The organism is Pseudooceanicola sp. DL12 (genome assembly GCF_056270665.1).
Genome location: NZ_CM149884.1, coordinates 829,712 through 852,070, shown reverse-complemented (window position 1 = coordinate 852,070; position 22,359 = coordinate 829,712). Strand labels below are relative to the sequence as shown.

Annotated in this window: 25 protein-coding genes; 15 read left to right on the top strand and 10 right to left on the bottom strand. The window is 66.4% G+C overall.

From position 1 onward, the window contains the following. The 4 genes from AC0WR5_RS03980 (at position 1) to AC0WR5_RS03965 (ending at position 3,953) form a co-directional block, all read left to right on the top strand. A complete protein-coding gene (locus AC0WR5_RS03980; RefSeq protein ID WP_475867113.1) occupies positions 1-1,377 on the top strand; it encodes an aldehyde dehydrogenase family protein in 1,377 nt (458 codons plus the stop codon). Positions 1,378-1,387: 10 nt separating this feature from the next. Further along, complete coding sequence (locus AC0WR5_RS03975; protein WP_475867111.1) at positions 1,388-2,533, top strand: iron-containing alcohol dehydrogenase; 1,146 nt, start codon at positions 1,388-1,390, stop codon at positions 2,531-2,533. Between the two features lie 117 nt (positions 2,534-2,650). Further along, on the top strand, positions 2,651-3,271 hold the full coding sequence (locus tag AC0WR5_RS03970; RefSeq protein WP_475867110.1) for a DNA-3-methyladenine glycosylase I: 621 nt from the start codon (positions 2,651-2,653) through the stop codon (positions 3,269-3,271). A 52-nt stretch (positions 3,272-3,323) separates the two neighbouring features. Then, entirely contained in the window at positions 3,324-3,953 is a 630-nt protein-coding gene (locus AC0WR5_RS03965; RefSeq protein ID WP_475867108.1) for a DUF4136 domain-containing protein, read from the top strand. 88 nt (positions 3,954-4,041) lie between these two features. On the opposite strand, the gene AC0WR5_RS03960 is transcribed toward AC0WR5_RS03965, so the two are convergent. Then, entirely contained in the window at positions 4,042-4,287 is a 246-nt protein-coding gene (locus tag AC0WR5_RS03960) for an accessory factor UbiK family protein (protein ID WP_475867106.1), read from the bottom strand. Positions 4,288-4,402: 115 nt separating this feature from the next. On the opposite strand from AC0WR5_RS03960, the gene lgt reads away from it, so the two are divergent. Genes lgt through pgeF form a run of 3 tightly spaced genes read left to right on the top strand, consistent with a single transcriptional unit; the run spans position 4,403 to position 7,139 of the window. Then, the gene (gene lgt, locus AC0WR5_RS03955; RefSeq protein WP_475867105.1) at positions 4,403-5,305 is read left to right on the top strand and encodes a prolipoprotein diacylglyceryl transferase; all 903 of its coding nucleotides are present in this window, start codon (positions 4,403-4,405) and stop codon (positions 5,303-5,305) included. Then, positions 5,302-6,387 carry a class I SAM-dependent methyltransferase gene (locus AC0WR5_RS03950; protein WP_475867103.1) on the top strand — a complete coding sequence of 362 codons (1,086 nt, stop codon included), beginning with the start codon at positions 5,302-5,304 and terminating at the stop codon, positions 6,385-6,387. Before lgt ends, AC0WR5_RS03950 begins: the two co-directional genes overlap by 4 nt. Next, the gene (gene pgeF, locus AC0WR5_RS03945) at positions 6,384-7,139 is read left to right on the top strand and encodes a peptidoglycan editing factor PgeF (protein WP_475867101.1); all 756 of its coding nucleotides are present in this window, start codon (positions 6,384-6,386) and stop codon (positions 7,137-7,139) included. The genes AC0WR5_RS03950 and pgeF overlap by 4 nt, the downstream gene beginning before the upstream one ends. Before the next feature lie 39 nt (positions 7,140-7,178). On the opposite strand, the gene AC0WR5_RS03940 is transcribed toward pgeF, so the two are convergent. Next, positions 7,179-7,679, bottom strand: coding sequence for an Lrp/AsnC family transcriptional regulator (locus AC0WR5_RS03940; RefSeq protein ID WP_475867099.1), 501 nt, complete (start codon positions 7,677-7,679; stop codon positions 7,179-7,181). Between the two features lie 210 nt (positions 7,680-7,889). On the opposite strand from AC0WR5_RS03940, the gene trxB reads away from it, so the two are divergent. The 3 genes from trxB to AC0WR5_RS03925 all read left to right on the top strand — a co-directional run bounded on the left by trxB (position 7,890) and on the right by AC0WR5_RS03925 (position 12,009). Beyond that, positions 7,890-8,870 (top strand): thioredoxin-disulfide reductase, encoded by a 981-nt coding sequence (gene trxB, locus AC0WR5_RS03935; RefSeq protein ID WP_475867098.1) that lies wholly within the window; start codon positions 7,890-7,892, stop codon positions 8,868-8,870. A gap of 370 nt (positions 8,871-9,240) precedes the next feature. After that, positions 9,241-10,956, top strand: coding sequence for a bifunctional sulfate adenylyltransferase/adenylylsulfate kinase (locus AC0WR5_RS03930; protein ID WP_475867096.1), 1,716 nt, complete (start codon positions 9,241-9,243; stop codon positions 10,954-10,956). Positions 10,957-11,166: 210 nt separating this feature from the next. Beyond that, a complete protein-coding gene (locus AC0WR5_RS03925; RefSeq protein ID WP_475867095.1) occupies positions 11,167-12,009 on the top strand; it encodes a glycosyltransferase family A protein in 843 nt (280 codons plus the stop codon). Positions 12,010-12,015: 6 nt separating this feature from the next. Here the strand turns inward: AC0WR5_RS03925 and AC0WR5_RS03920 are convergent, their stop codons facing one another. The 3 genes from AC0WR5_RS03920 to AC0WR5_RS03910 form a co-directional block, all read right to left on the bottom strand. Beyond that, positions 12,016-12,882 (bottom strand): hypothetical protein, encoded by an 867-nt coding sequence (locus tag AC0WR5_RS03920; RefSeq protein WP_475867093.1) that lies wholly within the window; start codon positions 12,880-12,882, stop codon positions 12,016-12,018. 177 nt (positions 12,883-13,059) lie between these two features. Continuing rightward, positions 13,060-13,296: a DUF1150 family protein gene (locus AC0WR5_RS03915; protein ID WP_475867091.1), complete on the bottom strand. Its 237-nt coding sequence runs from the start codon at positions 13,294-13,296 to the stop codon at positions 13,060-13,062. A gap of 4 nt (positions 13,297-13,300) precedes the next feature. After that, on the bottom strand, positions 13,301-13,714 hold the full coding sequence (locus AC0WR5_RS03910) for an Hsp20 family protein (protein ID WP_475867090.1): 414 nt from the start codon (positions 13,712-13,714) through the stop codon (positions 13,301-13,303). A 223-nt stretch (positions 13,715-13,937) separates the two neighbouring features. On the opposite strand from AC0WR5_RS03910, the gene AC0WR5_RS03905 reads away from it, so the two are divergent. From AC0WR5_RS03905 to AC0WR5_RS03895, 3 genes are all read left to right on the top strand, one after another. Further along, positions 13,938-14,162 (top strand): YdcH family protein, encoded by a 225-nt coding sequence (locus tag AC0WR5_RS03905; protein ID WP_475867088.1) that lies wholly within the window; start codon positions 13,938-13,940, stop codon positions 14,160-14,162. A 151-nt stretch (positions 14,163-14,313) separates the two neighbouring features. Further along, positions 14,314-14,802, top strand: a complete 489-nt coding sequence (gene purE, locus AC0WR5_RS03900) for a 5-(carboxyamino)imidazole ribonucleotide mutase (RefSeq protein WP_475867087.1) — start codon at positions 14,314-14,316, stop codon at positions 14,800-14,802. Then, positions 14,795-15,868, top strand: a complete 1,074-nt coding sequence (locus tag AC0WR5_RS03895; RefSeq protein ID WP_475867085.1) for a 5-(carboxyamino)imidazole ribonucleotide synthase — start codon at positions 14,795-14,797, stop codon at positions 15,866-15,868. The genes purE and AC0WR5_RS03895 overlap by 8 nt, the downstream gene beginning before the upstream one ends. 144 nt (positions 15,869-16,012) lie before the next feature. On the opposite strand, the gene AC0WR5_RS03890 is transcribed toward AC0WR5_RS03895, so the two are convergent. The 4 genes from AC0WR5_RS03890 to groES form a co-directional block, all read right to left on the bottom strand. Beyond that, complete coding sequence (locus tag AC0WR5_RS03890) at positions 16,013-17,143, bottom strand: alpha-D-ribose 1-methylphosphonate 5-triphosphate diphosphatase (protein WP_475867084.1); 1,131 nt, start codon at positions 17,141-17,143, stop codon at positions 16,013-16,015. A gap of 85 nt (positions 17,144-17,228) precedes the next feature. Next, positions 17,229-17,747 (bottom strand): GNAT family N-acetyltransferase, encoded by a 519-nt coding sequence (locus AC0WR5_RS03885; RefSeq protein WP_475867082.1) that lies wholly within the window; start codon positions 17,745-17,747, stop codon positions 17,229-17,231. 245 nt (positions 17,748-17,992) lie between these two features. Continuing rightward, positions 17,993-19,642 carry a chaperonin GroEL gene (groL, locus tag AC0WR5_RS03880; RefSeq protein ID WP_475867080.1) on the bottom strand — a complete coding sequence of 550 codons (1,650 nt, stop codon included), beginning with the start codon at positions 19,640-19,642 and terminating at the stop codon, positions 17,993-17,995. Between the two features lie 53 nt (positions 19,643-19,695). Continuing rightward, the gene (gene groES, locus AC0WR5_RS03875; RefSeq protein ID WP_475867078.1) at positions 19,696-19,983 is read right to left on the bottom strand and encodes a co-chaperone GroES; all 288 of its coding nucleotides are present in this window, start codon (positions 19,981-19,983) and stop codon (positions 19,696-19,698) included. A gap of 337 nt (positions 19,984-20,320) precedes the next feature. On the opposite strand from groES, the gene AC0WR5_RS03870 reads away from it, so the two are divergent. After that, the gene (locus AC0WR5_RS03870) at positions 20,321-20,707 is read left to right on the top strand and encodes an ArsR/SmtB family transcription factor (RefSeq protein ID WP_475867076.1); all 387 of its coding nucleotides are present in this window, start codon (positions 20,321-20,323) and stop codon (positions 20,705-20,707) included. Continuing rightward, complete coding sequence (locus AC0WR5_RS03865) at positions 20,704-21,177, top strand: SRPBCC domain-containing protein (protein ID WP_475867074.1); 474 nt, start codon at positions 20,704-20,706, stop codon at positions 21,175-21,177. The genes AC0WR5_RS03870 and AC0WR5_RS03865 overlap by 4 nt, the downstream gene beginning before the upstream one ends. Positions 21,178-21,232: 55 nt before the next feature. Here the strand turns inward: AC0WR5_RS03865 and AC0WR5_RS03860 are convergent, their stop codons facing one another. Next, positions 21,233-22,219 carry a ligand-gated ion channel gene (locus tag AC0WR5_RS03860; RefSeq protein ID WP_475867072.1) on the bottom strand — a complete coding sequence of 329 codons (987 nt, stop codon included), beginning with the start codon at positions 22,217-22,219 and terminating at the stop codon, positions 21,233-21,235. Positions 22,220-22,359: the final 140 nt, after the last annotated feature.

The window sequence follows — 22,359 nt, the reverse complement described above, 5'->3', positions numbered from 1 at the left end:
ATGCCGCAGACAGCAAAACTCATCTCGCCGATCGACGGATCGATCTACCTCGAGCGCCCCTACCTGGACGAGTCGGCCGCCCGCGCGGCCGTAGAGGCCGCCCGCGCGGCGCAGCCCGAATGGGCTGCCCGCCCCATGGCCGACCGCATCGCGCTTGTCCGCAGGGCCGTCGCGATCATCGGCGAACAGACCGATCGCATGGCGACCGAACTGGCCCACCAGATGGGCCGCCCGGTGCGCTACGGCGGCGAATTCGGCGGCTTCAACGAACGCGCCAGCTACATGGCCGACATCGCCGAGAGCGCCCTCGCCCCGCTGGTGATCGAGGAGAGCGACGCCTTCACCCGCAAGATCACCCGCGAACCCCATGGCGTCGTCTACGTGATCGCGCCCTGGAACTATCCCTACATGACAGCGATCAACACCATCGCCCCGGCCCTGATCGCCGGCAACACCGTGGTGCTGAAACACGCGCTGCAGACGCTTAAGGTGGGTGAACACCTGGCCGAGGCCTTCCATGCCGCCGGCGTGCCTGCGGATGTGTTCCAGAACATCGTCATCACACATGACGTCAGCTCGGCGCTGGTCTCGGATAACCTCTTCGATTTCATCAACTTCACCGGCTCCGTCGCCGGCGGCCAGCAGGTCGAGCGCGATGCCGCCGGCACCTTCACCCCCGTCGCCACCGAGCTGGGCGGCAAGGATCCGGGCTATGTCCGCGCCGATGCCGATCTCGATGCCGCCGTCGACGGCCTGATGGACGGTGCGATCTTCAACGCCGGTCAGTGCTGCTGCGGGATCGAACGGATCTACGTGCACGAGAGCCTCTACGACGCCTTCGTCGAAAAGGCCGTGGCCTGGGTCAGGGCACAGAAGCTCGGCAATCCGCTGGAGGCGGACAGCACCCTCGGCCCGATGGCCAACGTGCGCTTTGCCCATACCGTCCGCGCCCAGATCGACGCCGCCGTGGCCGCCGGCGCCACCGCACATATCCCCACCGACCGCGCCGACGACGGCGGCGCCTACCTGACGCCGCAGGTTCTCACCGGCGTCACCCACGACATGGAGGTGATGCGCGAGGAGAGCTTCGGCCCGGTTGTCGGCATCATGCCCGTCTCGGGCGACGAGGAAGCCATCGCCCTGATGAACGATTGCAAGTACGGCCTGACCGCGGCCGTGTTTACCAAGGATGCCGCCGCCATGGACATTATCGCGCCCCGGCTGCAAACCGGCACCGTCTTCATGAACCGCTGCGATTACCTCGACCCGGCGCTCTGCTGGACCGGCTGCAAGAGTACCGGCCATGGCGCTGGTCTCTCGGTCCTGGGCTTCCACGCCCTGACCCGGCCGAAATCGCATCACTATCGCAAAGCCTGAGGGAATACCCATGAGCCTCACCGGAAACTGGTCCTACCCCACCGCGATCCGCTTCGGCGCCGGTCGCATCGCCGAGATCGCCGAGGCCTGCGCCGCGGCCAACATCCGCAAGCCGCTGCTGGTCACCGACCGCGGCCTGGCCGAGATGGAAATCACCCGGAAGACCCTCGACCTGATGGTCGCCGGCGGCCTCGGCCGGGGTATCTTCTCGGGCGTCGACGCGAACCCCACCGAAAAGAACCTCGACGAGGGCCTGAAGGTCTACCGCGAGGGCGGCCATGACGGCGTGATCGCCTTTGGCGGCGGCTCTGGTCTCGACCTGGCCAAGATGGTGGCCTTCATGGCCGGCCAGACCCGCCCGCTCTGGGATTTCGAGGATATCGGCGACTGGTGGACCCGCGCCGACCCCGCCGGCATCGCGCCCATCGTGGCCGTCCCCACCACCGCCGGCACCGGCTCCGAGGTCGGCCGCGCCAGCGTCATCACCAACTCCGAAACCCACGTGAAGAAGATCATCTTCCACCCCAAGGTCCTGCCCACCGTCGTCATCTGCGATCCGGAACTGACCGTGGGCATGCCGCAGTTCATCACCGCCGGCACCGGGCTCGATGCCTTTGCCCATTGCGTCGAGGCCTTCTCCTCTCCGCACTACCACCCGATGTCCCAGGGCATCGCGCTGGAAGGCATGCGCCTGGTGATCGACTTCCTGCCCCGCGCCTACGAGGATGGTTCGGACATCACCGCCCGGGCCCAGATGATGTCGGCCGCCATGATGGGCGCCACCGCCTTCCAGAAGGGCCTTGGCGCCATCCACGCGCTGTCGCACCCGATCGGCGCCGTCTACAACACCCACCATGGCACCACCAACGCGGTCTTCATGCCCGCCGTGCTGAAGCTCAACGCGGATGCGATCCGCGCCCGCTTCGACCGCGCCGCGCCCTACCTCGGGATCGAGGACGGCTTTGATGGCTTCTGCGACTTCGTCCAGCGCTTCAACGACCGCCTCGGCATCCCGCGCAAGCTCTCGGCACTCGGCGTCACCGCCGGCCGCGAGGACGAGATCGTCGAAATGGCGCTGCAGGATCCCTCCTGCGGCGGCAACCCGGTGACGCTGACCGCGGAAAACCTCAAGCCGGTGCTGCTCGAGAGCCTCTGAGCATTCGCAGCGACACACACCCGAACACCCGCCCACCGGCGGGTGTTCATGTTTTACCCCTTGCGCAATCCGGGCAATCAGGCAGACTGCATCCGTCCCCGACGCGCGAGGTTTGCCATGTCCCTTTTCACTGGCCCCGATGGCCTGCCCCGCTGCGGCTGGTGCGGTGGCGCGCCGGAATTCCTGCCCTATCACGACGACGAATGGGGCTATCCGGTGGCCGATGACAGGCGGCTATTCGAGAAGCTCTGCCTGGAGAGCTTCCAGTCCGGCCTCAGCTGGCGCACCATCCTGAACAAGCGCGAGAACTTCCGCGCCGCGTTCGACAGTTTCGACTTCCGACAGGTCGCCACCTATGGCGAGGCCGACGTCACCCGGCTGCTGGCCGATGCCGGCATCGTCCGCCACCGCGGCAAGATCGAGGCGGTGATCAACAACGCCGCCCGCGCCTGCGAGATGGTCGAGGCCGAGGGGGCCCTCGCGGCCTTCTTCTGGCGCTATGAACCCGCCACGCCCGACGCGCCACAAAGCGTGTCCGTCTCCGACGCATCAAAGGCGCTCTCGAAGGAGCTGAAGAAACGCGGCTGGAAATTCGTCGGCCCCACCACCGTCTTCGCCTTCATGCAGGCCATGGGCCTGGTGAATGACCACGCCGAGGGCTGTGCCTTCCGCGCCCTGGCGGCGCAGGCGCGCAACAGCTTCGAACTTCCTGTCCCGGAGACGTTCACAGGAACGTGACGCTTGGGTAACGTCTTCACAATCAAGAACGATCTCGCGAAGGACGGATCAAATGAAACTGCTGCGTAATCTTGTGATTGTTGCCGCCACGGCGATGCTGTCGGCCTGTACCTATGTCAGCACCGAGGTCGAGAGCTTCTCGACCATTCCCAACGGCGTTCAGCCGGCCACCGTCGCCATCAAGCCCGCCCCCGGGATGGACGGCAATTCCCTTGCCTGGCAGAACAACGCCACGATCCTGGCCGGCCTCTTTGCCGAAAAGGGCTATGCCACCGTTCCCGCCTCACGCGCTCGCCTCTCTGCCTCGCTCGGGTATTCCGTCGATGGCGGCAAGCAACAGACCCGCACCGAATCCGTGCCGATCCAGGGTGTTGTCGGCTACGAGACCGTCCCCGTCGGCAATCCGACCGAGGGCAAGACCATCCAAAAGCCGATCTATGGCACCGTGGGCTTCAACGACCGCCTGGTGACCGACACGATCTATACCCGCCGCGCCACCGTCAGCGTGACCGATACCACCACCGGCAAGCAGGTCTTCCAGGGCACCGGCGTATCCAAGGGCGAATGCCCCTCCTTCAGCCCCGTCGCCCAGCCGCTGCTGGCTGCGATCATGTCGAAGTTCCCGCAGGGCGGCACCGGCACCGTCACGCTGGAGAGCAAGGACAACACCTGCGGCAGCTGATTCCGCCTGCAGAACCACAAACAAGAAAGGCGCCTGCTTCGCGGCAGGCGCCTTTCTCATTTACGAAGGCCCCGAAGGGCAACGCTCATTACTTGGCGGCGGCTTCCAGCGCGTCGAGACGGGCCTTCAGGGCCTCGTTCTCCTCGCGCGCCTTCACGGCCATGGCGCGCACCGCGTCGAATTCCTCGCGGGTCACGAAATCACGGTCGGCCAGCCAGCGGTCAATCATGCTGTTGAAGGCGGTTTCGGCTTCGTCCTTTGCGCCCTGCGCCACGCCCATGGCGTTCGTCATCAGCTGGGACATGTCGTCGAAGAACTTGGAGCGGGTCTGCATCTGGGTCTCTCACACATAAGTGTTTCACTTGCCCCCTATATGGGCCGGGCAGCGCGCAGGCTCAACCCTGCACCGCCGCTTGACTTTGGATCTCGGGCGCAGGCAGATACCCCCGATGAAGGCCGCGATCCCCTTTCCCCCCGTCTCGCCAGAGATCTTCACGCTCCACCTCGGCAGCGTCACCTTTTCCCTGCGCTGGTATGCCCTCGCCTATCTGGTGGGCATCCTGCTCGGCTTCCTGCTGGCCCGCGCCGCGATCCGCCGCGACGGGCTCTGGCCCGGCAATCGCCCGGCCATGAACCGCGAACAGCTCGACGCCTTCCTCACCTGGCTGATTCTCGGGGTGATCATCGGCGGGCGGCTCGGCTTCGTGCTCTTCTACGAACCGTCCTACTACCTGCAGCATCCGCTCGAGATCTTCGAGATCTGGAATGGCGGCATGTCTTTCCACGGCGGCTTCCTCGGCGTGGTCATCGCCGCGCTGATCTTCTGCCGCAAACATGCCCTCATCTATCTCTCTGTCGGCGACATGCTGGCCTTGGCCACGCCGCCGGGCCTGCTGCTCGGCCGCATCGCCAATTTCATCAACGGAGAGCTCTGGGGCCGGCCGACCGACATGCCCTGGGGTGTGATCTTCCCCGGCTACGCGGCGCAGAGCTGTGCCACCGATCTGGCGCCCTGCGCCCGCCACCCCTCCCAGCTCTACGAGGCCGGCCTCGAAGGGCTGATCCTCGGGTTGCTGCTGATCTTCATCGCCTTCAACACCCGCGTGCTGAAGCACCCCGGGCGGCTGATGGGCACCTTCATCATGGGCTACGGCATTGCGCGGTTCGTGGTGGAGTTCTTCCGCCTTGCCGATGCACAGTTCATCACCTCGACCAATCCGCACGGCCATGTCATCCAGTTCACCCAGACCCTCGGCCTGACAATGGGACAGACGCTCTCGCTGCCGATGATCCTCGTCGGCCTCTTCTTCATCCTCTGGTCCTTCCGCCGCAACTCCACCGCACCCGCATGACCGACCTGACGGAATACCTGCTCACCCGGATCGCCCATGACGGGCCGATGCGGATCAGCGACTACATGGCCGACTGCCTGCTGCATCCGCAGTTCGGCTATTACACCACGCGCGATCCGCTGGGCGCCGCCGGAGATTTCACCACCGCCCCCGAGATCAGCCAGATGTTCGGCGAGATGCTGGGCCTCGCGCTGGCCCAGACCTGGCTCGATCAGGGCCGCCCCCCGGCCTTCGTCCTGGCCGAGCTCGGGCCCGGCCGTGGCACCCTCATGGCCGATATCCTGCGGGCCACCCGCGCCGTGCCCGGTTTTCACGCCGCCGCGCGCGTGATGCTGCTCGAGGCCTCGCCCACCCTGCGTGAGGTCCAGCGTACCACGCTTGCCGGTCATGCCCCGGAATGGATCGACAGCCTCGAGGCCCTGCCGCCGCTGCCGCTCTTCCTGGTGGCCAACGAATTCTTCGATGCGCTGCCGATCCGGCAGTTCGTCCGCGCCGAGGGCGACCTCTGGCAGGAGCGGCGCGTCGCCGCGCAGGACGGCCGGCTGGTGCCTGGCCTTGCCGGGGCCGTGCCGATCCCCGCGCTCGACGACCGCCTCGCCGATACCGCCCCCGGCGACCTGATCGAGGTCTCCGCCGCCGCGGCGGCCTTTGCCGCCCGGATCGGCGCCCAGGTGGCGGCCCATGGCGGCGTCGCCCTTATCGTCGACTACGGCGACTGGCGCTCGCAGGGCGATACCTTCCAGGCCCTGCGCCAGCACGAATTCGCCGACCCCTTCGAAGCCCCCGGTCAGGCCGACCTGACCGCCCATGTCGACTTCGAAACCCTCGCGAAGGCCGCGCATCCCGCCGCGCACAGCCTGCTGACCACCCAGGGCGTCTTCCTGGAGCGTCTCGGCATCACCGCACGGGCCCAGGCCCTGGCGCAATCGCTGCAGGGCGACGCGCTCGATGCCCATGTCGCCGCACATCGCCGCTTGACCCACCCCGCGGAAATGGGGACGCTCTTCAAGATTCTGGCCATCTATCCAACCGACCAAAGCCCCCCTCCCGGCCTGGAAAGCCCTCCGCGAAAGAGCGCATGACACTCGAAATCCTCACGTCCCCGTCTCTCCGTCCGCTGACGCATGGTTTCTTCACCCGCAAGGGCGGAGCCTCCTCCGGCATCTTTGCCGGGCTCAACTGCGGCACCGGCTCCTCGGATCAGGCCGAGATCGTGTCGATCAACCGGGCCCGCGTGGCCGAGGCCATGGGTGCGACGCCCGCCGCCCTCGCCTCCGTCCGCCAGGTGCATTCCGCCCGCGCCGTGGCGCTCGACGCGCCCTTCGAGACCCCGCCCGAGGCCGACGGCATCGTGACGGCCACCCCCGGCGTGGTGCTTTCCGTGCTTACCGCGGATTGTCAGCCGGTACTGCTCGCCGATCCGGATGCCGGCGTGATCGCCGCCGCCCACGCGGGCTGGCGTGGCGCCATCGATGGCGTGCTCGAAGCCACGATCGACGTCATGGTCGAAACCGGCGCCAGCCGCGGCAACATCACCGCCGTCATCGGCCCGACGATCAGCCAGCGGGCCTACGAGGTCGGCCCCGAGTTCCTGGATGATTTCCTCGCAGAGGATCCCGAGAACAGCCGCTTCTTCGCCAATGGCAACGACGACCGCTTCCATTTCGACCTGCCGGGCTACGGGCTGCACCGGCTGCGCTCCGCCGGGGTGAAACAGGCGGAATGGATCGGCCATTGCACCTATTCCGATCCCGAGCGCTTCTTCTCCTACCGCCGGACCTGCCACGACGGACAGGCCGACTACGGCCGGCTCATCTCCGCCATTCGCCTGTAGGGGCGCTGCGTGCAGGCTCTGCCTTGCGGACCGACCGGCTCAGGCGTCGCGCGCCAGCCGGTCCTCCAGCACGTCGAAGGGCACGCCCGGCTCGTCCTTGGCACAGCGGATCACCAGCGAGGTCTTCACGCTCGCCACGTTCTCGGCCGAGGTCAGCTCTCCGGTCAGGAAGCTCTGGAAGGTGCTCAGGTCCGGCGCCACGCATTTCAGGATGAAATCCACCTCGCCGTTCAGCATGTGGCACTCCCGCACGAGCGGCCAGCTGCGGCAGCGGTTCTCGAAGGCCACCAGGTCGGCCTCGGCCTGGCTCTGCAGCCCGACCATGGCAAAGACCTGCACCTCGAAGCCCAGTTCGCGCTCGTCGACGCTGGCGTGATAGCCCCGGATATAGCCCGCCTCCTCCAGCGTGCGCACCCGCCTCAGGCAGGGCGGCGCAGAGATTCCCACGCGTTTTGCAAGTTCCACGTTGGTCATTCTGCCGTCGGCCTGAAGCTCCGCTAGGATCTTCCGGTCGATGGGGTCGAGTCTGGTGCCTGGCATGCCTGTATTCTCCGAGATTGCGTTTCTTATAACAGCACCCTTCGCCTGCGCAATAATGTTTCACAACTGCGCAAGATTTCACCTGTCATGCCCCATGCTCACGGCCACATTATTCCGCAGGCCCTCCCCGGCACCATCCCTGCCGCCGCCGCTTGCACCGACAGGGACACATCCTTAAGTAGGCTGCAACCAGACATGAAAGGGTCCAAGATGGCCGAACAGCGCAAAACCAAGGTCCTGATCATCGGTTCCGGCCCCGCGGGCTATACCGCCGGCGTCTACGCCAGCCGCGCCATGCTCGAACCGATCCTCGTACAGGGCATCGAACCCGGTGGTCAGCTGACCACCACCACCGAGGTCGAGAACTGGCCCGGCCAGACCGAGATCCAGGGCCCCGACCTCATGGTCAACATGGAGTCCCACGCCCGCGCCATGGGCACCGAGATCGTCTCCGACATCATCACCGACCTCGACCTGTCGAAGCGCCCCTTCGTCGCCAAGGGTGACAGCGGCACCGAATATGTCGCCGACGCGGTGATCCTGGCCACCGGCGCCCGCGCCAAGTGGCTCGGTCTCGAATCAGAGGAGGCCTTCAAGGGCTTCGGCGTTTCCGCCTGCGCCACCTGCGACGGCTTCTTCTACCGCGGCCAGGAAATCGTGGTGATCGGTGGCGGCAACACCGCCGTGGAAGAGGCGCTCTTCCTCACCAACTTCGCCTCCAAGGTCACGCTGATCCACCGTCGCGACGAGTTGCGCGCCGAGAAGATCCTGATCGACCGCATGAACAAGAACCCCAAGATCGAGCCGCTCTGGTTCCACGAGCTGGTCGAGGTCGTGGGCGAGGACAACCCCAAGGGCGTGAGCGGCATCAAGGTCCGTGACGTCCGCTCCGGCGCCGTAACCGAACTCGACGCCAAGGGCGTCTTCGTGGCGATCGGCCATGCGCCCGCCTCGGAACTGGTCAAGGATCAGCTCGAGCTGCACAACGGCGGCTACGTCAAGGTCCAGCCCGGCTCCACCGCCACCTCCGTGCCCGGCGTCTTTGCCGCCGGCGACCTGACCGATCACAAGTACCGTCAGGCTGTGACCTCGGCAGGCATGGGCTGCATGGCGGCACTGGATGCCGAGCATTTCCTGGCCGCCGAAGGCATCGCCGAGGTCCAGCCCGGCGAAGTTGCCGAGATCGGCTGACCTGGCCCTGGGCGGCTTCGACTGCCCCAAACCATGTCATGACTCCGGCAGGGGCTCCCTCCTGCCGGAGTTTTCGTGCCCGCCCCGTCCATTCCGCCACGCTGCCCCGATGCCTCTCTCCGACGCGGCGGGGCGCCCGGCGGGCCGAAAAGGACAGGTGCACGCCAAGGGCCTCGTCGCGCCGGCAGTTTTCCCGCTCCTTTCCCGCTCGGCACAACCACGTTCTGCCCTCACCGGACCCTTTGTGGCACTTTCCTGCGTCCAGCCCCGTCGAATGTTCAGCGCCGGCTTGCCCTTGCCCGGCCGACGGGTCTAGGAATTTCAGCGCATATTTCCTGCGTCACGCCATTCCGAATTCAGGGATTAATCGATGAACACGCCAATTTTTGCCCCTGTGCCCGAACTATTCGTTTCTTACGATTCAGCACAAAAACTCAAGGTCGAGGCGGCGGACCTCGTCAGCTGGGATCTGACCCCGCGGCAGATCTGCGATCTGGAACTGCTGATGAACGGTGGCTTCGCGCCGCTGAAGGGCTTCCTGACCGAAGCCGATTACGACGGCGTGGTCGAGACCATGCGCATGGCCGACGGCTCGCTCTGGCCGATGCCGATCACCCTCGACGTCTCCGAGGCTTTCGCCTCGAAGCTCGAAGCCGGTCAGGACATCGCGCTGCGCGACCAGGAAGGCGTCATCCTCGCCACCATGACCGTCACCGACAACTGGGTTCCGAACAAGTCGAAGGAAGCCGAGAAGGTCTTCGGCGCCGATGACCTGGCCCACCCGGCCGTGCACTACCTGCACAATGTCGCGGGCAAGGTCTATCTCGGTGGCCCCGTCACCGGCATCCAGCAGCCCGTGCACTACGACTTCAAGGCCCGCCGCGACACCCCGAACGAGCTGCGTGCCCACTTCCGCAAGATGGGCTGGCGCAAGGTCGTGGCCTTCCAGACCCGCAACCCGCTGCACCGCGCCCACCAGGAACTGACCTTCCGCGCCGCGCGCGAAGCCGAGGCCAACCTGCTGATCCATCCGGTCGTCGGCATGACCAAGCCCGGTGACGTCGATCACTTCACCCGCGTGCGCTGCTACGAGGCGGTGCTCGACAAGTACCCGGCCTCGACCACCGCGATGTCGCTCCTGCCGCTCGCCATGCGCATGGCCGGCCCGCGCGAGGCTGTCTGGCACGGCCTGATCCGCAAGAACTTCGGCGTGACCCACTTCATCGTCGGCCGCGACCACGCCGGCCCCGGCAAGAACTCCGCCGGCGAGGACTTCTATGGCCCCTATGACGCCCAGGAGCTCTTCCAGGAGCACGAGGAAGAGATGGGCATCAAGATGGTGCCCTTCAAACACATGGTCTACGTCGAGGAGCGCGCCCAGTACGAGCCCAACGACGAGATCGCCGACAAGGACAAGGTCACCATCCTGAACATCTCGGGCACCGAGCTGCGCCGCCGCCTGGCGGAAGGCCTGGAGATCCCCGAGTGGTTCTCCTTCCCCGAGGTGGTCGCCGAGCTGCGCAAGACCAAGCCGCCGCGGGCCAAGCAGGGCTTCACCGTGTTCTTCACCGGCTTCTCCGGCTCGGGCAAGTCGACCATCGCCAACGCGCTGATGGTCAAGCTGATGGAACAGGGCGGCCGCCCCGTGACGCTGCTCGACGGCGACATCGTGCGCAAGAACCTCAGCTCCGAGCTGGGCTTCTCCAAGGAGCACCGTGACCTGAACATCCAGCGGATCGGCTACGTCGCCTCCGAGATCACCAAGAACGGCGGTATCGCCATCTGTGCCCCGATCGCACCCTATGCCGCCACCCGCCGCATCGTGCGCGAAGGCATCGAACAGTTCGGCGCCTTCGTCGAGGTGCACGTGGCCACGACGATCGAGGAATGCGAACGCCGCGACCGCAAGGGGCTCTACAAGCTGGCGCGGGAAGGCAAGATCAAGGAGTTCACCGGCATCTCCGATCCCTACGACGTGCCCGAGAACCCCGAGCTGCGCCTGGAGACCGAGGGCACCGACGTGGACAACTGCGCCCATCAGGTGCTGCTCAAGCTCGAAGCAATGGGCCTGATCAACGGCAACTGAGCTACCGTTCACACCAGGACACCAAAGGGCCCGCCCAAAAGCGGGCCCTTTTCTCTTGTCGATATACCGCCGCCTCACTTTCCTGTCGGAAATATCCCCGCCGGAGGCATCGCCGACAGGGCATATCGCCACCCGCCTCCGTTTCGCCGCGCTTTGACATTCCGCCACTCAGCGCCTACCTCAGCGAACAGCCCAAGGAGGGAGATCCGGATGCTCGTCGTTTCGCTGTCCACCATTCCGCCGCGCTTCGACATGCTGGGCGCCACCCTGCGCTCCCTGCTGGCGCAGCGCGCGCAGATCGACGTGATCCGCGTCAATATCCCCGAGAGCTACCGCCGCTTCCCCGAACATGCCTTCACCCGGCCCGACCTGCCCGAGGGCGTAGAGCTCCACGTCGGCCCCATCGACTACGGCCCCGCCACCAAGGTGCTGCCGGCGCTGGCCGATTACCGCGGTCGCGAGGACGTTGAGATCATCTTCTGCGACGATGACCGCATCCATGCCCCCGACTGGGCCGAAAGCCTGCTCGCCACCGGGCACGCCAATCCGGGCTGCGCCGTGGCTGCCAGCGGATTTCACCTGCAGGATCTTGGCCTCACCCTCGCGCATCCGCATCAGCCCCGCGCCGAACAGCCACGCCCCGCCAAGGACCTCTCCTATCGCCTCGCCCGGCTGCGCCAACAGACCCGCGAGGCGCTCGGCGCCCGCAAGACCGTGAAACCCTCACGCCCCCGCGTCGGCGGCCGCGAGGGGTTTCTCGACATTCTCGAGGGCTGCGGCGGCGTCCTCGTGCGCCCGGAGTTCTTCGATGAACGGGTCTTCGAGGTGCCGGACAAGCTCTGGAGCGTCGACGACATCTGGCTCTCCGGCATGCTGGAGACCCGCGGCATCGGCATCCGGTCCAGTTTCGCCACCCCGGTGCCGGTGGAACAGCCCGGCGCCGGCGACAGCGCGCTGGTGAACGCGGTGATCGAGGGGCTCGACCGGCTGCAGGCCAATATCGGCTGCGTCCGCTACCTGCAGGAGCGCTACGGGATCTGGCAGGAAGCCTAGACCGACCTAGAGCGAGGCTGCCATTGCCTCGGCCGTGCGCAGCTCCAGGTTCGCATAGGGGCGCATCTGCGCGCGCGCCCGCTCCAGCGCCGGAACCCTCGCGGCGTAATCCTCTTCCGACATGGCGCGCAGGGCGGCCTGGATCTCGGCCTCGCTCTCGCAGATGATCAGCCCGCTGGTGTCGATGTAATCGCCGATGTTCGGGCAGCCCCAGTAGATCGGCACCGCCAGGCAGAAGAGCGCATCCAGCAGCTTCTCGCTGAAGTAATCCGCCTCGCGCGAGTTCTCGATCACCACGGAATAGCGATAGGGCGCCAGCCCGTCGGCCTTCTCGTCGAAGGGGGCATAGCCGCCGCCCATCACGTCCAGCTCGATGCCTTCCGCCGCGCTCCAGTCGGCGATGTCGTGGCGCAGCCTGTGGCCCACCTGGCTTCTCTTGGCCGAGGCGATCAGGCTGCACATCTTCGCCTTGGTCAGGTCGCGGCTCTCCCAGTCGGGCACCCAGGTGGTGCCGAAGGGCACGAAGACCCCGTTGGGCAGCGCATCGACCAGTTCGCGATCATGGCTGAAGACGCGAAAGAACTTGCGATGGGTCAGTTTAAGCCAGCGTCGGTGCCGCGCGTGGATCACCCGCGGCTCCTGCACCATGATCGAGACCTTCGCCTTCAGCCGGTGAAACAGCCGCAGGTGCCATTCGTTGCGGGGATAGAGGATCAGGTGATCCTCGCGCCCCATGTCGCCCAGGGTGGCGCCCTTCAGCCGCTCGGGCTGGCCCAGCGGCCAGATCATCCCGTCGCAGGGGATCTGGTCGTAACGGCCCTTCAGGCGGGTGCCGTAGGGCGCGATGGCAATGGCCGGCGTGGTTTCGGTCATCGGGTGGGTCCTGCAATTTGGTCTCACCGGGGTAAAAGGCGCGGCGGGGATTGTCCACGCTCAACTGCCACCCCGCAGACGGCAAGGGGCGCCACGGCTTCCGCCGTGACGCCCCGGATGTCATTTCCCGGCCGCTTCGATCCCGCTTCATTCCCGGGCTTTCGCAAACTGCCCTGGTCAGTGCACCGTCACCGGCGCCAGGTCGTTCTGCCGGGCCAGGATAAAGGCCATGTCGCGGTCCTTGACCAGCGCCAGGCGCTCGCCGTTGGCATCGTGCACGGCAAAGATCTGCTTCACGCCGGGGATCTGCTCGCGCACTTCCTCGGGCAGCTCGGCCGCGTCGACGGGCCGGACATAGACGATGCGCTCGGCTGCGATGGCACCGTCTTCGCTGAATTCGTACTTGTGGTCCATGGGATTACCCCCTCTTGATCGAAATGCGCTGCACCACCCGCTCGGGCTCGGCCCGGCTCAGGTCGACGTGCAACAGGCCGTTTTCCATGACGGCTTCCCCTACCTCGACACCCTCAGCGAGCACGAAGCTGCGCTGGAACTGTCTAGCGGCGATCCCGCGATGCAGAAAGACGCGGCCCTCGCCATCCTCGGCCTGGCGACCCCGGATCACCAGCTGGCGGTCTTCCAGCGTGATGGCCAGGTCGTCTTCGGCAAAGCCGGCGACGGCCAGGGTGATGCGATAGGAATTCTCGGAGGTCTGCTCGATGTTGAAGGGCGGATAGCCCTCGTTTCCGGACTTGGCGCTGCGCTCCAGCAACCGTTCCAGCTGTTCGAACCCAAGAAGATAGGGGTGAGACCCCAGGGTCATTTTGCTCATGTCTTGCGCGTCCTTGCATGAAAAGCGACGTCTGATGACGGGCTCCCGCAGGCGGCGAACCCGGCTTCCCTCAATATGGTCACCGCCCCGGCCCCGTGCAAGTCCCTGATGCGGCACAAGTCCCTGATCACCGTGCATCTTGGCCGGCAGTCCCCCCCGGGGCTTTGCGCATTTGGACTTTCCGCCTATCCTGACCTCCCAGGCACCAAAGGTAGAATCACCCATGAACGCCCCGACAGACATTTCGATGAAAACGGATGATGTGCTGAGGGTCGAACTGGAGGTGTTCCGCCGCGAGCACCGCGACCTCGACGAGGCGATCACCGCCATGCAGGAGCGCGGCACCTCCGATCAGCTGACCCTGCAGCGCCTGAAAAAGAAGAAGCTGCACCTCAAGGACCGCATCGCCCTGATCGAGGACCGGCTGACCCCCGACATCATCGCCTGAGCGTGCCTGCCCGACCATGCCCACCCGCCCCGTCCGGCGCCATCCCGGCATCACCTCGCGCGATTTTCCGAACCCCGCCATTGCCCCGATTGCTCCCGTGGCGCGATCCTTTATAAGCAGGCACTCCTGACCCGCTACGGAGGACCCGGCGATGAGTGACGTGAAGGTAGGGATCATCATGGGCAGCCAGTCCGACTGGCCCACCATGCGCGAGGCCGCGAGCGTGCTCGAAGAGCTCGGCGTGCCCTACGAGAAAAAGATCGTCTCCGCCCACCGCACTCCCGACCGGCTCTGGTCCTACGGCAAGACGGCCGCCGACCGCGGCCTGCACGTGATCATCGCGGGGGCCGGCGGCGCTGCCCACCTCCCCGGCATGATGGCCTCCAAGACCCGCGTGCCGGTGATCGGCGTGCCGGTGCAAACCCGCGCCCTCTCCGGTGTCGACAGCCTCTATTCCATCGTCCAGATGCCCAAGGGCTTTCCCGTGGCCACCATGGCCATCGGCGCCGCGGGTGCCGCCAACGCGGGCCTCATGGCCGCCGGCATCCTGGCGATCTCCGATCCCGCCCTCGCCGCCCGCCTCGACGCCTGGCGCGAGGCCCTCTCCGCCTCCATCCCCGACGAGCCCTCCGATGACTGATACCCTGCCCACCGGTTCCACCATCGGCATCCTCGGCGGCGGTCAGCTCGGCCGCATGCTCTCGGTCGCGGCCTCCCGCCTGGGCTTCCGCACCCATATCTACGAACCTTCTGCCAATCCGCCCGCGGCGGACGTGGCCCATGCCGTCACCACCGCCCCCTACGAGGACGAGACCGCCCTCACCGCCTTTGCCCGGGCGGTCGACGTGGTGACCTACGAATTCGAGAACGTCCCCACCTCCGCGCTCGACCTGATCGAGAGCATCGTGCCCATCCGCCCCGGCCGCGAGGCCCTGCGCATCTCCCAGGACCGGCTGACGGAGAAGGATTTCCTCACCGGCCTCGGCCTGAAGACCGCCCCCTATGCCGATATCCCCGATGCCGCGGCGCTCGAGGCCGCCATCGCTGCCCTCGGCACCCCCGCCATCCTGAAGACGCGCCGCTTCGGCTATGACGGCAAGGGCCAGGCCCGGCTCACCTCCCCCGCGGATGCACCGCAGGCCATCGCCGACATGGCCGGCGCCCCGGCGATCCTCGAGGGTTTCATCGACTTCTCCGCCGAGATCTCGATCATCGGCGCCCGCGCCATGGACGGCGCCGTGGCCTGTTTCGATCCCGGCACCAATGTCCACAGCGACGGCATCCTGCGCACCACCACCGTGCCCAGCCAGATCCCCGCCGCCCTGCGCATGGATGCCGTGCTGCTCGCCGGCCGCATCCTCAACGCGCTCGACTACGTGGGCGTCATGGGGGTCGAGCTCTTCGTCACCCCCCATGGTCTCATCGTCAACGAGATCGCCCCCCGGGTGCACAATTCCGGCCACTGGACCCAGAACGGCTGCACCGTAGACCAGTTCGAACAGCACATCCGCGCGGTTACCGGCTGGCCCCTCGGCGATGGCCAGCGCCATTCCGACGTGGTGATGGAAAACCTGATCGGCGACGATATGGACCGCGTGCCCGAACTGGCCGCCCGCCCCGGCGCCGCCCTGCATCTCTACGGCAAGGCCGAGACCCGCCCGGGCCGCAAGATGGGCCACGTCAACCTGGTCACGCCCCTCTCCTGAGCGGCCAAGGCACGGGGCGCCCCGGCCCCTGTCATGGCGGCGCCCGCGCGCGCCCATTCCGCGCGCCCATTCCCTGCGCCCATTTTCTTGTGACAAATATCCCGGGGGAATGCGCAGGACGGGCGCAGCGCCCCCTGCCCGCCCTCAGCCGATGAACTGCTCGGCCAGCTCCGCGCCCAGCCAGGCCAGCCGCCCGCCGGCAATCGTCGCGCCCAGGCGCCCCGTTTCCGGGTTCAGCACCACGAGATCCGCCCTCAGCCCGGCCTCGATACGCCCCCGGTCGCCCAGCCCCAGCACACGGGCCGGCTCCTCCGAGACCAGCGCCCAGGCGCGTTCCATCCCGAGGCTTTCGGCCAGCTTCAGGGCCGCCTGCCGCGGCGCCGGGTAGTGATAGTCCGAGGCCAGGGCATCGCAGAGCCCCGCCTCCACCAGCTCCGCCGCGGAGGCATTGCCAGTGTGCGAGCCGCCCCGCACCACGTTGGGCGCGCCCAGCACCACCGCATCGCCGCCCGCGCGGGCCTCTTCCGCCGCCTCCCGCGTCTCGGGAAATTCCGAAACCGTCACCCCCATGGTGCGCCAGTCGCGCCGCATCTCCGCGGTGCTGTCGTCATGACTGCCAAAGCGCACCCCGGGCAGCTGCGCGATCAGCGCGCGCAATGCCGCCGGCACCTCCCCTCGCCGCCCGTGCAGCTCCTGCAGCAGCGCCAGGTGCGCCTCGGGCGAACGCCCGCTCTTCAGCGCCTGCCCGGTCAGCCGCGGCGGGCGCTTGCCCTTCTCCAGCGCGGCGTGGGGCACGTGGTCGTTGAAGACGACGTAGGAGATGCCATGGCGCGCCACCAGCGCCGCCACGGCGTCGAAATGATCGGTCAGGTGGGTCTCCAGGCGCAGCTGCACCCGCAGGTCCACCGCCTCGCGCGGCGCCACCTCCGCATGGGCCGCCAGCATCCGCGCTGCGAAATCCGGCCCCCGCATCCCGCCTTCCCAGGAGTAGAACTGCGCCAGCATCGCCGTCGTGATCCCGTTCACCGCCAGCTCGGCCGCGGCCATCGACAGCCCCTCGCCCATGTCGAGGAGCGCCCCGCGGCGCGGCGCCAGGTGCCGTTCGAAGCCGTCGCCATGGGCATCCACGATACCCGGCAGCACCTGCCAGCCTGCCAGGTCGACCGCCCGTCCCGGCCGCTCGTCGCACAGGCGCCCCCCGGATATGCCGAGGACATCGGCACTCCAGCCGCCCGGGCGCAGCACCTGCGCCCCGATGATGTGAAAGGGTCTCATGACGCCCTGTTAGCGGCCCTGCGCCCCCGGGAAAAGCCCCGGCAGCGGCCCTGCATGCGGACCGCCCGGGCGGCCGCCCGGCGCCTCAGCCCGTCGGCGCCGTGTCGAACACCGAGTAGGCGCGGGCATAGACCAGCTCCTCCTCGGCAAAGGCCGTGCCCGCCGCGATCGGGTAGAGCAGCGTATCCGCGATCGAATAGGGCGTCTTGAGGTTCTGCGCCGCCTTGTAGGTAAAGCCGAAGCGCTGGTAGTAGCGCCCGTCGCCCAGCACCGTGATCGCCTTGGCATGGGCACGGCGCGCATAGTCGAGCCCGTAGCGGATCAGCTCGTTGCCGATCCCGTGGCTGCGCACCTGCGGCAGCACCGCCAGCGTCGACAGCGCCAGCCAGTCGCGCGGTGCGATCATCCGAGAGAACCCGGCGTAGCCGACGCAGCGCTCCGAATCAAAGGCCAGCAGTTCCACCGCCATGTCTCCCGCTTCCCGCAGCGAGGCCACCAGACGCGCCTCGGTCGGCGTATCATAGGCAAGCGTCAGGACGTTGCTCACCGCGATATCATCGCCGGGAGCATAGAGACGTAGCGAGATCTGAGACTTACGGGCCATGGGAATCCTGTCTTTCGAAGCGGCGGATGCCGGTTCCTGAGCAGTCTAACTACTCGCTCCGGGGCTGCATCATGACTTTGGCGCAAGGTGGAAAAAAATTCCTCAACAGTTCCCCAAATGCTGTTTTTCCGACCAAAAGGCCGACGTCGACGACCGGGAACCGTCTGCCCTCAAACGAAAAAGGAGGCCCGAAGGCCTCCTTTCCCTTTCCGCCCGGGGGCGAAAGATCCGGTTGGATCGGCAGATTACATCATGCCGCCCATGCCGCCCATGCCGCCCATGTCGGGCATGCCGCCACCGGCACCGCCATCCTTGGAGGGCTTGTCGGCAACCATTGCCTCGGTGGTGATCAGCAGGCCTGCGATCGAGGCTGCATCTTCCAGCGCGGTGCGGGTCACCTTGGCGGGGTCGATCACACCGAAGGCGAACATGTCGCCGTATTCTTCGGTCTGAGCGTTGAAGCCGAACTTCAGGTCGGTGCTTTCGCGGACCTTGCCGGCCACGACGGCGCCGTCGACGCCTGCGTTCTCGGCGATCTGGCGCAGCGGTGCTTCCAGGGCCTTGCGCACGATGGCGATCCCGGCTTCCTGGTCGGAGTTCGCACCGGTCAGGCCTTCGAGGACCTTGCCGGCCTGAACCAGGGCAACACCACCACCCACGACGATGCCTTCTTGCACGGCAGCGCGGGTTGCGTTCAGGGCGTCATCGACGCGGTCCTTGCGCTCTTTCACTTCCACTTCGGTCAGGCCGCCGACGCGGATCACGGCAACGCCGCCTGCCAGCTTGGCAACGCGTTCCTGCAGCTTCTCGCGGTCGTAGTCCGAGGAGGTTTCCTCGATCTGGTTGCGGATCTGGGCCACGCGGGCTTCGATCTCGGCCTTGTCGCCGGCACCGTCAACGATGGTGGTTTCGTCTTTGGTGATGGAGACCTTCTTGGCCGAACCCAGCATGTCCATGGTCACGGACTCGAGCTTCATGCCCAGGTCTTCGCTGATCACCTGACCGCCGGTCAGGATGGCGATGTCCTGCAGCATGGCCTTGCGGCGATCGCCGAAGCCCGGTGCCTTGACGGCTGCGATCTTCAGACCGCCGCGCAGCTTGTTGACCACGAGGGTGGCCAGCGCTTCGCCTTCCACGTCTTCCGCGATGATCAGCAGCGGCTTTTGCGACTGGATCACCGACTCGAGCAGCGGAACCATCGGCTGCAGCGACGAGAGCTTCTTCTCGTGCAGCAGGATGACGACGTCTTCCAGCTCGGTGGTCATCTTGTCGGCGTTGGTCACGAAGTAGGGCGACAGGTAGCCGCGGTCGAACTGCATGCCTTCGACGACTTCGACTTCGGTTTCCATGCCCTTGTTTTCTTCAACGGTGATGACACCGTCGTTGCCGACCTTCTGCATGGCTTCCGCGATCTCGCGGCCGATTTCCTCTTCGCCGTTGGCGGAGATGGTGCCGACCTGAGCAACTTCTGCGGTGTCGTTCACGGGGCGCGAAGCGGCCTTGATGGCTTCGACGACCTTGGCGGTTGCCAGGTCGATGCCGCGCTTCAGGTCCATCGGGTTCATGCCCGCGGCCACGGCCTTGGTGCCTTCTTTCACGATGGCTTGCGCCAGCACGGTTGCGGTGGTGGTACCGTCACCGGCTTCGTCGTTGGTGCGGGAAGCAACTTCCTTCACCATCTGTGCGCCCATGTTCTCGAACTTGTCTTCCAGTTCGATTTCCTTGGCGACCGACACACCGTCCTTGGTGATGCGGGGCGCGCCGAAGGATTTCTCGAGCACAACGTTGCGGCCTTTCGGGCCCAGGGTCACCTTCACCGCGTCGGCGAGGATGTTCACACCCTTCAGCATCTTGTTGCGGGCTTCGGTGTTGAATTTGACGTCCTTGGCAGACATGCGCGTGTCTCCTGACTATTCGTTGAAATTCATGCGAAATGCAGTGAAGCGACTTAGGAGATGATCCCCATGATGTCGCTTTCCTTCATGATCAGCAGCTCTTTGCCGTCCAGCGTGATCTCGGTGCCCGACCATTTGCCGAACAGGACCTTGTCGCCTTCCTTGACGGACAGGGCGATCAGTTCGCCGTTGTCCTTGCGGGCGCCTTCGCCAACGGCGACGATCATGCCCTCTGCGGGTTTTTCCTTGGCGCTGTCGGGGATGATCAGACCACCCTTGGTCTTCTCTTCGCTTTCGACGCGTTCCACAAGCACACGGTCATGCAGCGGTTTGAATGCCATCTCTGAGGCTCCTTGGCTCAAAGTTTCTCCCTCACACCCTCCCGAACGGAGGGCGTTATCACTCACCTGTAGTGAGTGCTAACGCCGCATAGCTAGGCAAGCTCCGATAGCCTGTCAAGCAATCCGTGGCGAAAAAATCGGGCCTCGCACCGCTCCCGCGCGATGCCTCCCGGCTCTCCGCCCAAAGGACAGCCGCCGCCCTGCGACGCCTTTCAGATAAGGGGCCCGCCACAGGGCGCCAAACGGCTCAGCGGAAACCGGCCAGAGCCCGCCAATAGTTAAGCCGCCACCGAAGTATTTTCTTGACCCGACTCGCCCGATCCGGAAGGTTAAGTGAATGCTTGACCATCCCGAAACAGAGCCCCCCGACCCCGCCGCCACGCTTTTTCATGCCCTGGGCGATGCCACCCGCCGCGCCATGGTCGAACACCTCGCCCGCGGCCCCGCCCCGGTCAGCGCCCTTGCCGCCGGCCTGCCGATCAGCCTGCCGGGGGTGATGCAGCACCTGCGCGTGCTGGAAGACGCCGGCATCGTGCGCAGCGAAAAGACCGGGCGCACCCGGATCTGCACCCTGCAGCCCGATGCCCTCGCCCGCGCCGATCAGTGGCTCACCCGTCAGCGCCTGTTGGCCGAGAAACGCCTCGACCGTTTCGGCGCCCATCTCGCCGCCCACCCGGAGGAGGATCCGCCCTCCCCGGCGCCCCCAGAGGAGGACACCCCGTGACCACCCCCGTCTTTCACCATCAGTTCACCGTCGAGCGCCGCTACCCGGCCTCCCCCGCCCATTGCTTCCGCCATTTCCTCGACCCCGAGGCGCGCAGGATCTGGTACATCCATGTCGAGGACGGCTGGATCCTGCACGACTACGAACCGGCCACCGATCCCGCCCCCGGCGCCCGCGAATACATGCGGGTCTCGCCGCCCGGCTCGCAGGTTGTCATCACCAATGACACCCGCCATTGCGTCGTCGTCCCCGGAGAGCTCTTCGTCTATGCCTACTGGATGACGCTCGACGGCGCCCATATCTCGGCCTCCGTCGCCACGGTCGAATTCCGCCCCGACGGCAACGGCACCCACCTCGTCTTCACCGAACAGGGCACCTTCACCGAGGCCGACATCAGCGGCCGTCTCGGCGGCACCGAGGCGATGATGGACGGCTTTCTGCGCTATCTCGATCGCCCCGGGGTGCTGTGACCGGCCCAGCGCCCGCGCCTGTCTCCGCCCAAGGGCAAGGGTCTGGGGCAAGGTCTCAGTGCAACGCGTTCCAGAAGACCAGCCAGATCAGCACCAGGTAGACCGCCATGATCGCCGGCCCGGCGATGAAGTTCAGCCGCACGGCAAAGGCATGGCTGCGCACCCGGCGCATCCGAAAGACGAGCAGCGACAGCATCAGCACGGACAGGATCGCGCCAAAGGTCAGAACGCTCAGCTTGTCCGCCACGCCGAAGACGGCATCGTAACCGATGGCATCTTCAAGCCTGTAGCGGTTGAAGACCGCCGCAAAGATCGAGCCGGTGGTCATCCCCACCCGCGTCCCGAATTCCTCGATCGGCACAAAGATCACCAGCATGGAAATCGCCAGCGCCATGAAGAACCCCGAGAACTTCTCGAAGAGCACCGGCGAGATATCCCTCGCGATTTCAACGCTGATGATCAGCTGCGAAAAGGTCGGCGCGACATCGTGATGACCGAACCGCGTGCCATAGGTGTGGTCGAATGCGCCCAACCCGAGTTCGGTCACCCGCCATCCCGGCAACTCCACGAAATCCGCCATCACCACGCCGTCCGGATCCGGCACGAGGCGGACTTGCTCCACTGTGTCCGCAGCCTCCAGGCGCACCACCAACCTCTGCGTGTCGAAGGGATAGTTCCGAATGTCGAAGCCGTGGTCGATCTGTGCCACGAAACTGATCGCAGAGTACCGCCCAGCTCCGTCCGGCAGCTCCGTCTGACGATAGTCCGTCACCTGTACCGACCGTGCGATGATCTGCGTATCGGTCATCGGGTCCAACTGGCCCGACGGATCCACGAACCAGGCATAGCCGCCGATGCGGAAGCTGCCATCGGCGGGTTCCACGTCGGAAATTGAGGTGATGAATATCCCGACGGACACCTCGACCGGCTCGGCCCGCGCCGCGGCGGGCCAGAGCGGCAGGACCATGCAGGCGATCAGCATCATGGCGGCAAGCGGCAAGCTGCGGATCATCGTCTGGAAAGGGGCAAGGGGCTGGCGCATCTGTCATCCTCCGTGGCCCCGGCCCATCGGCACGGCACCGGGCAGGCTGCCCGGTCCCTGCCCGGCCCGCGGCAGCTCTCCCCATGGTGGATGGCCCGGCCTCCGCTTGCAAGCCCCTGCCGGGGCCATGGCGCCCGGTC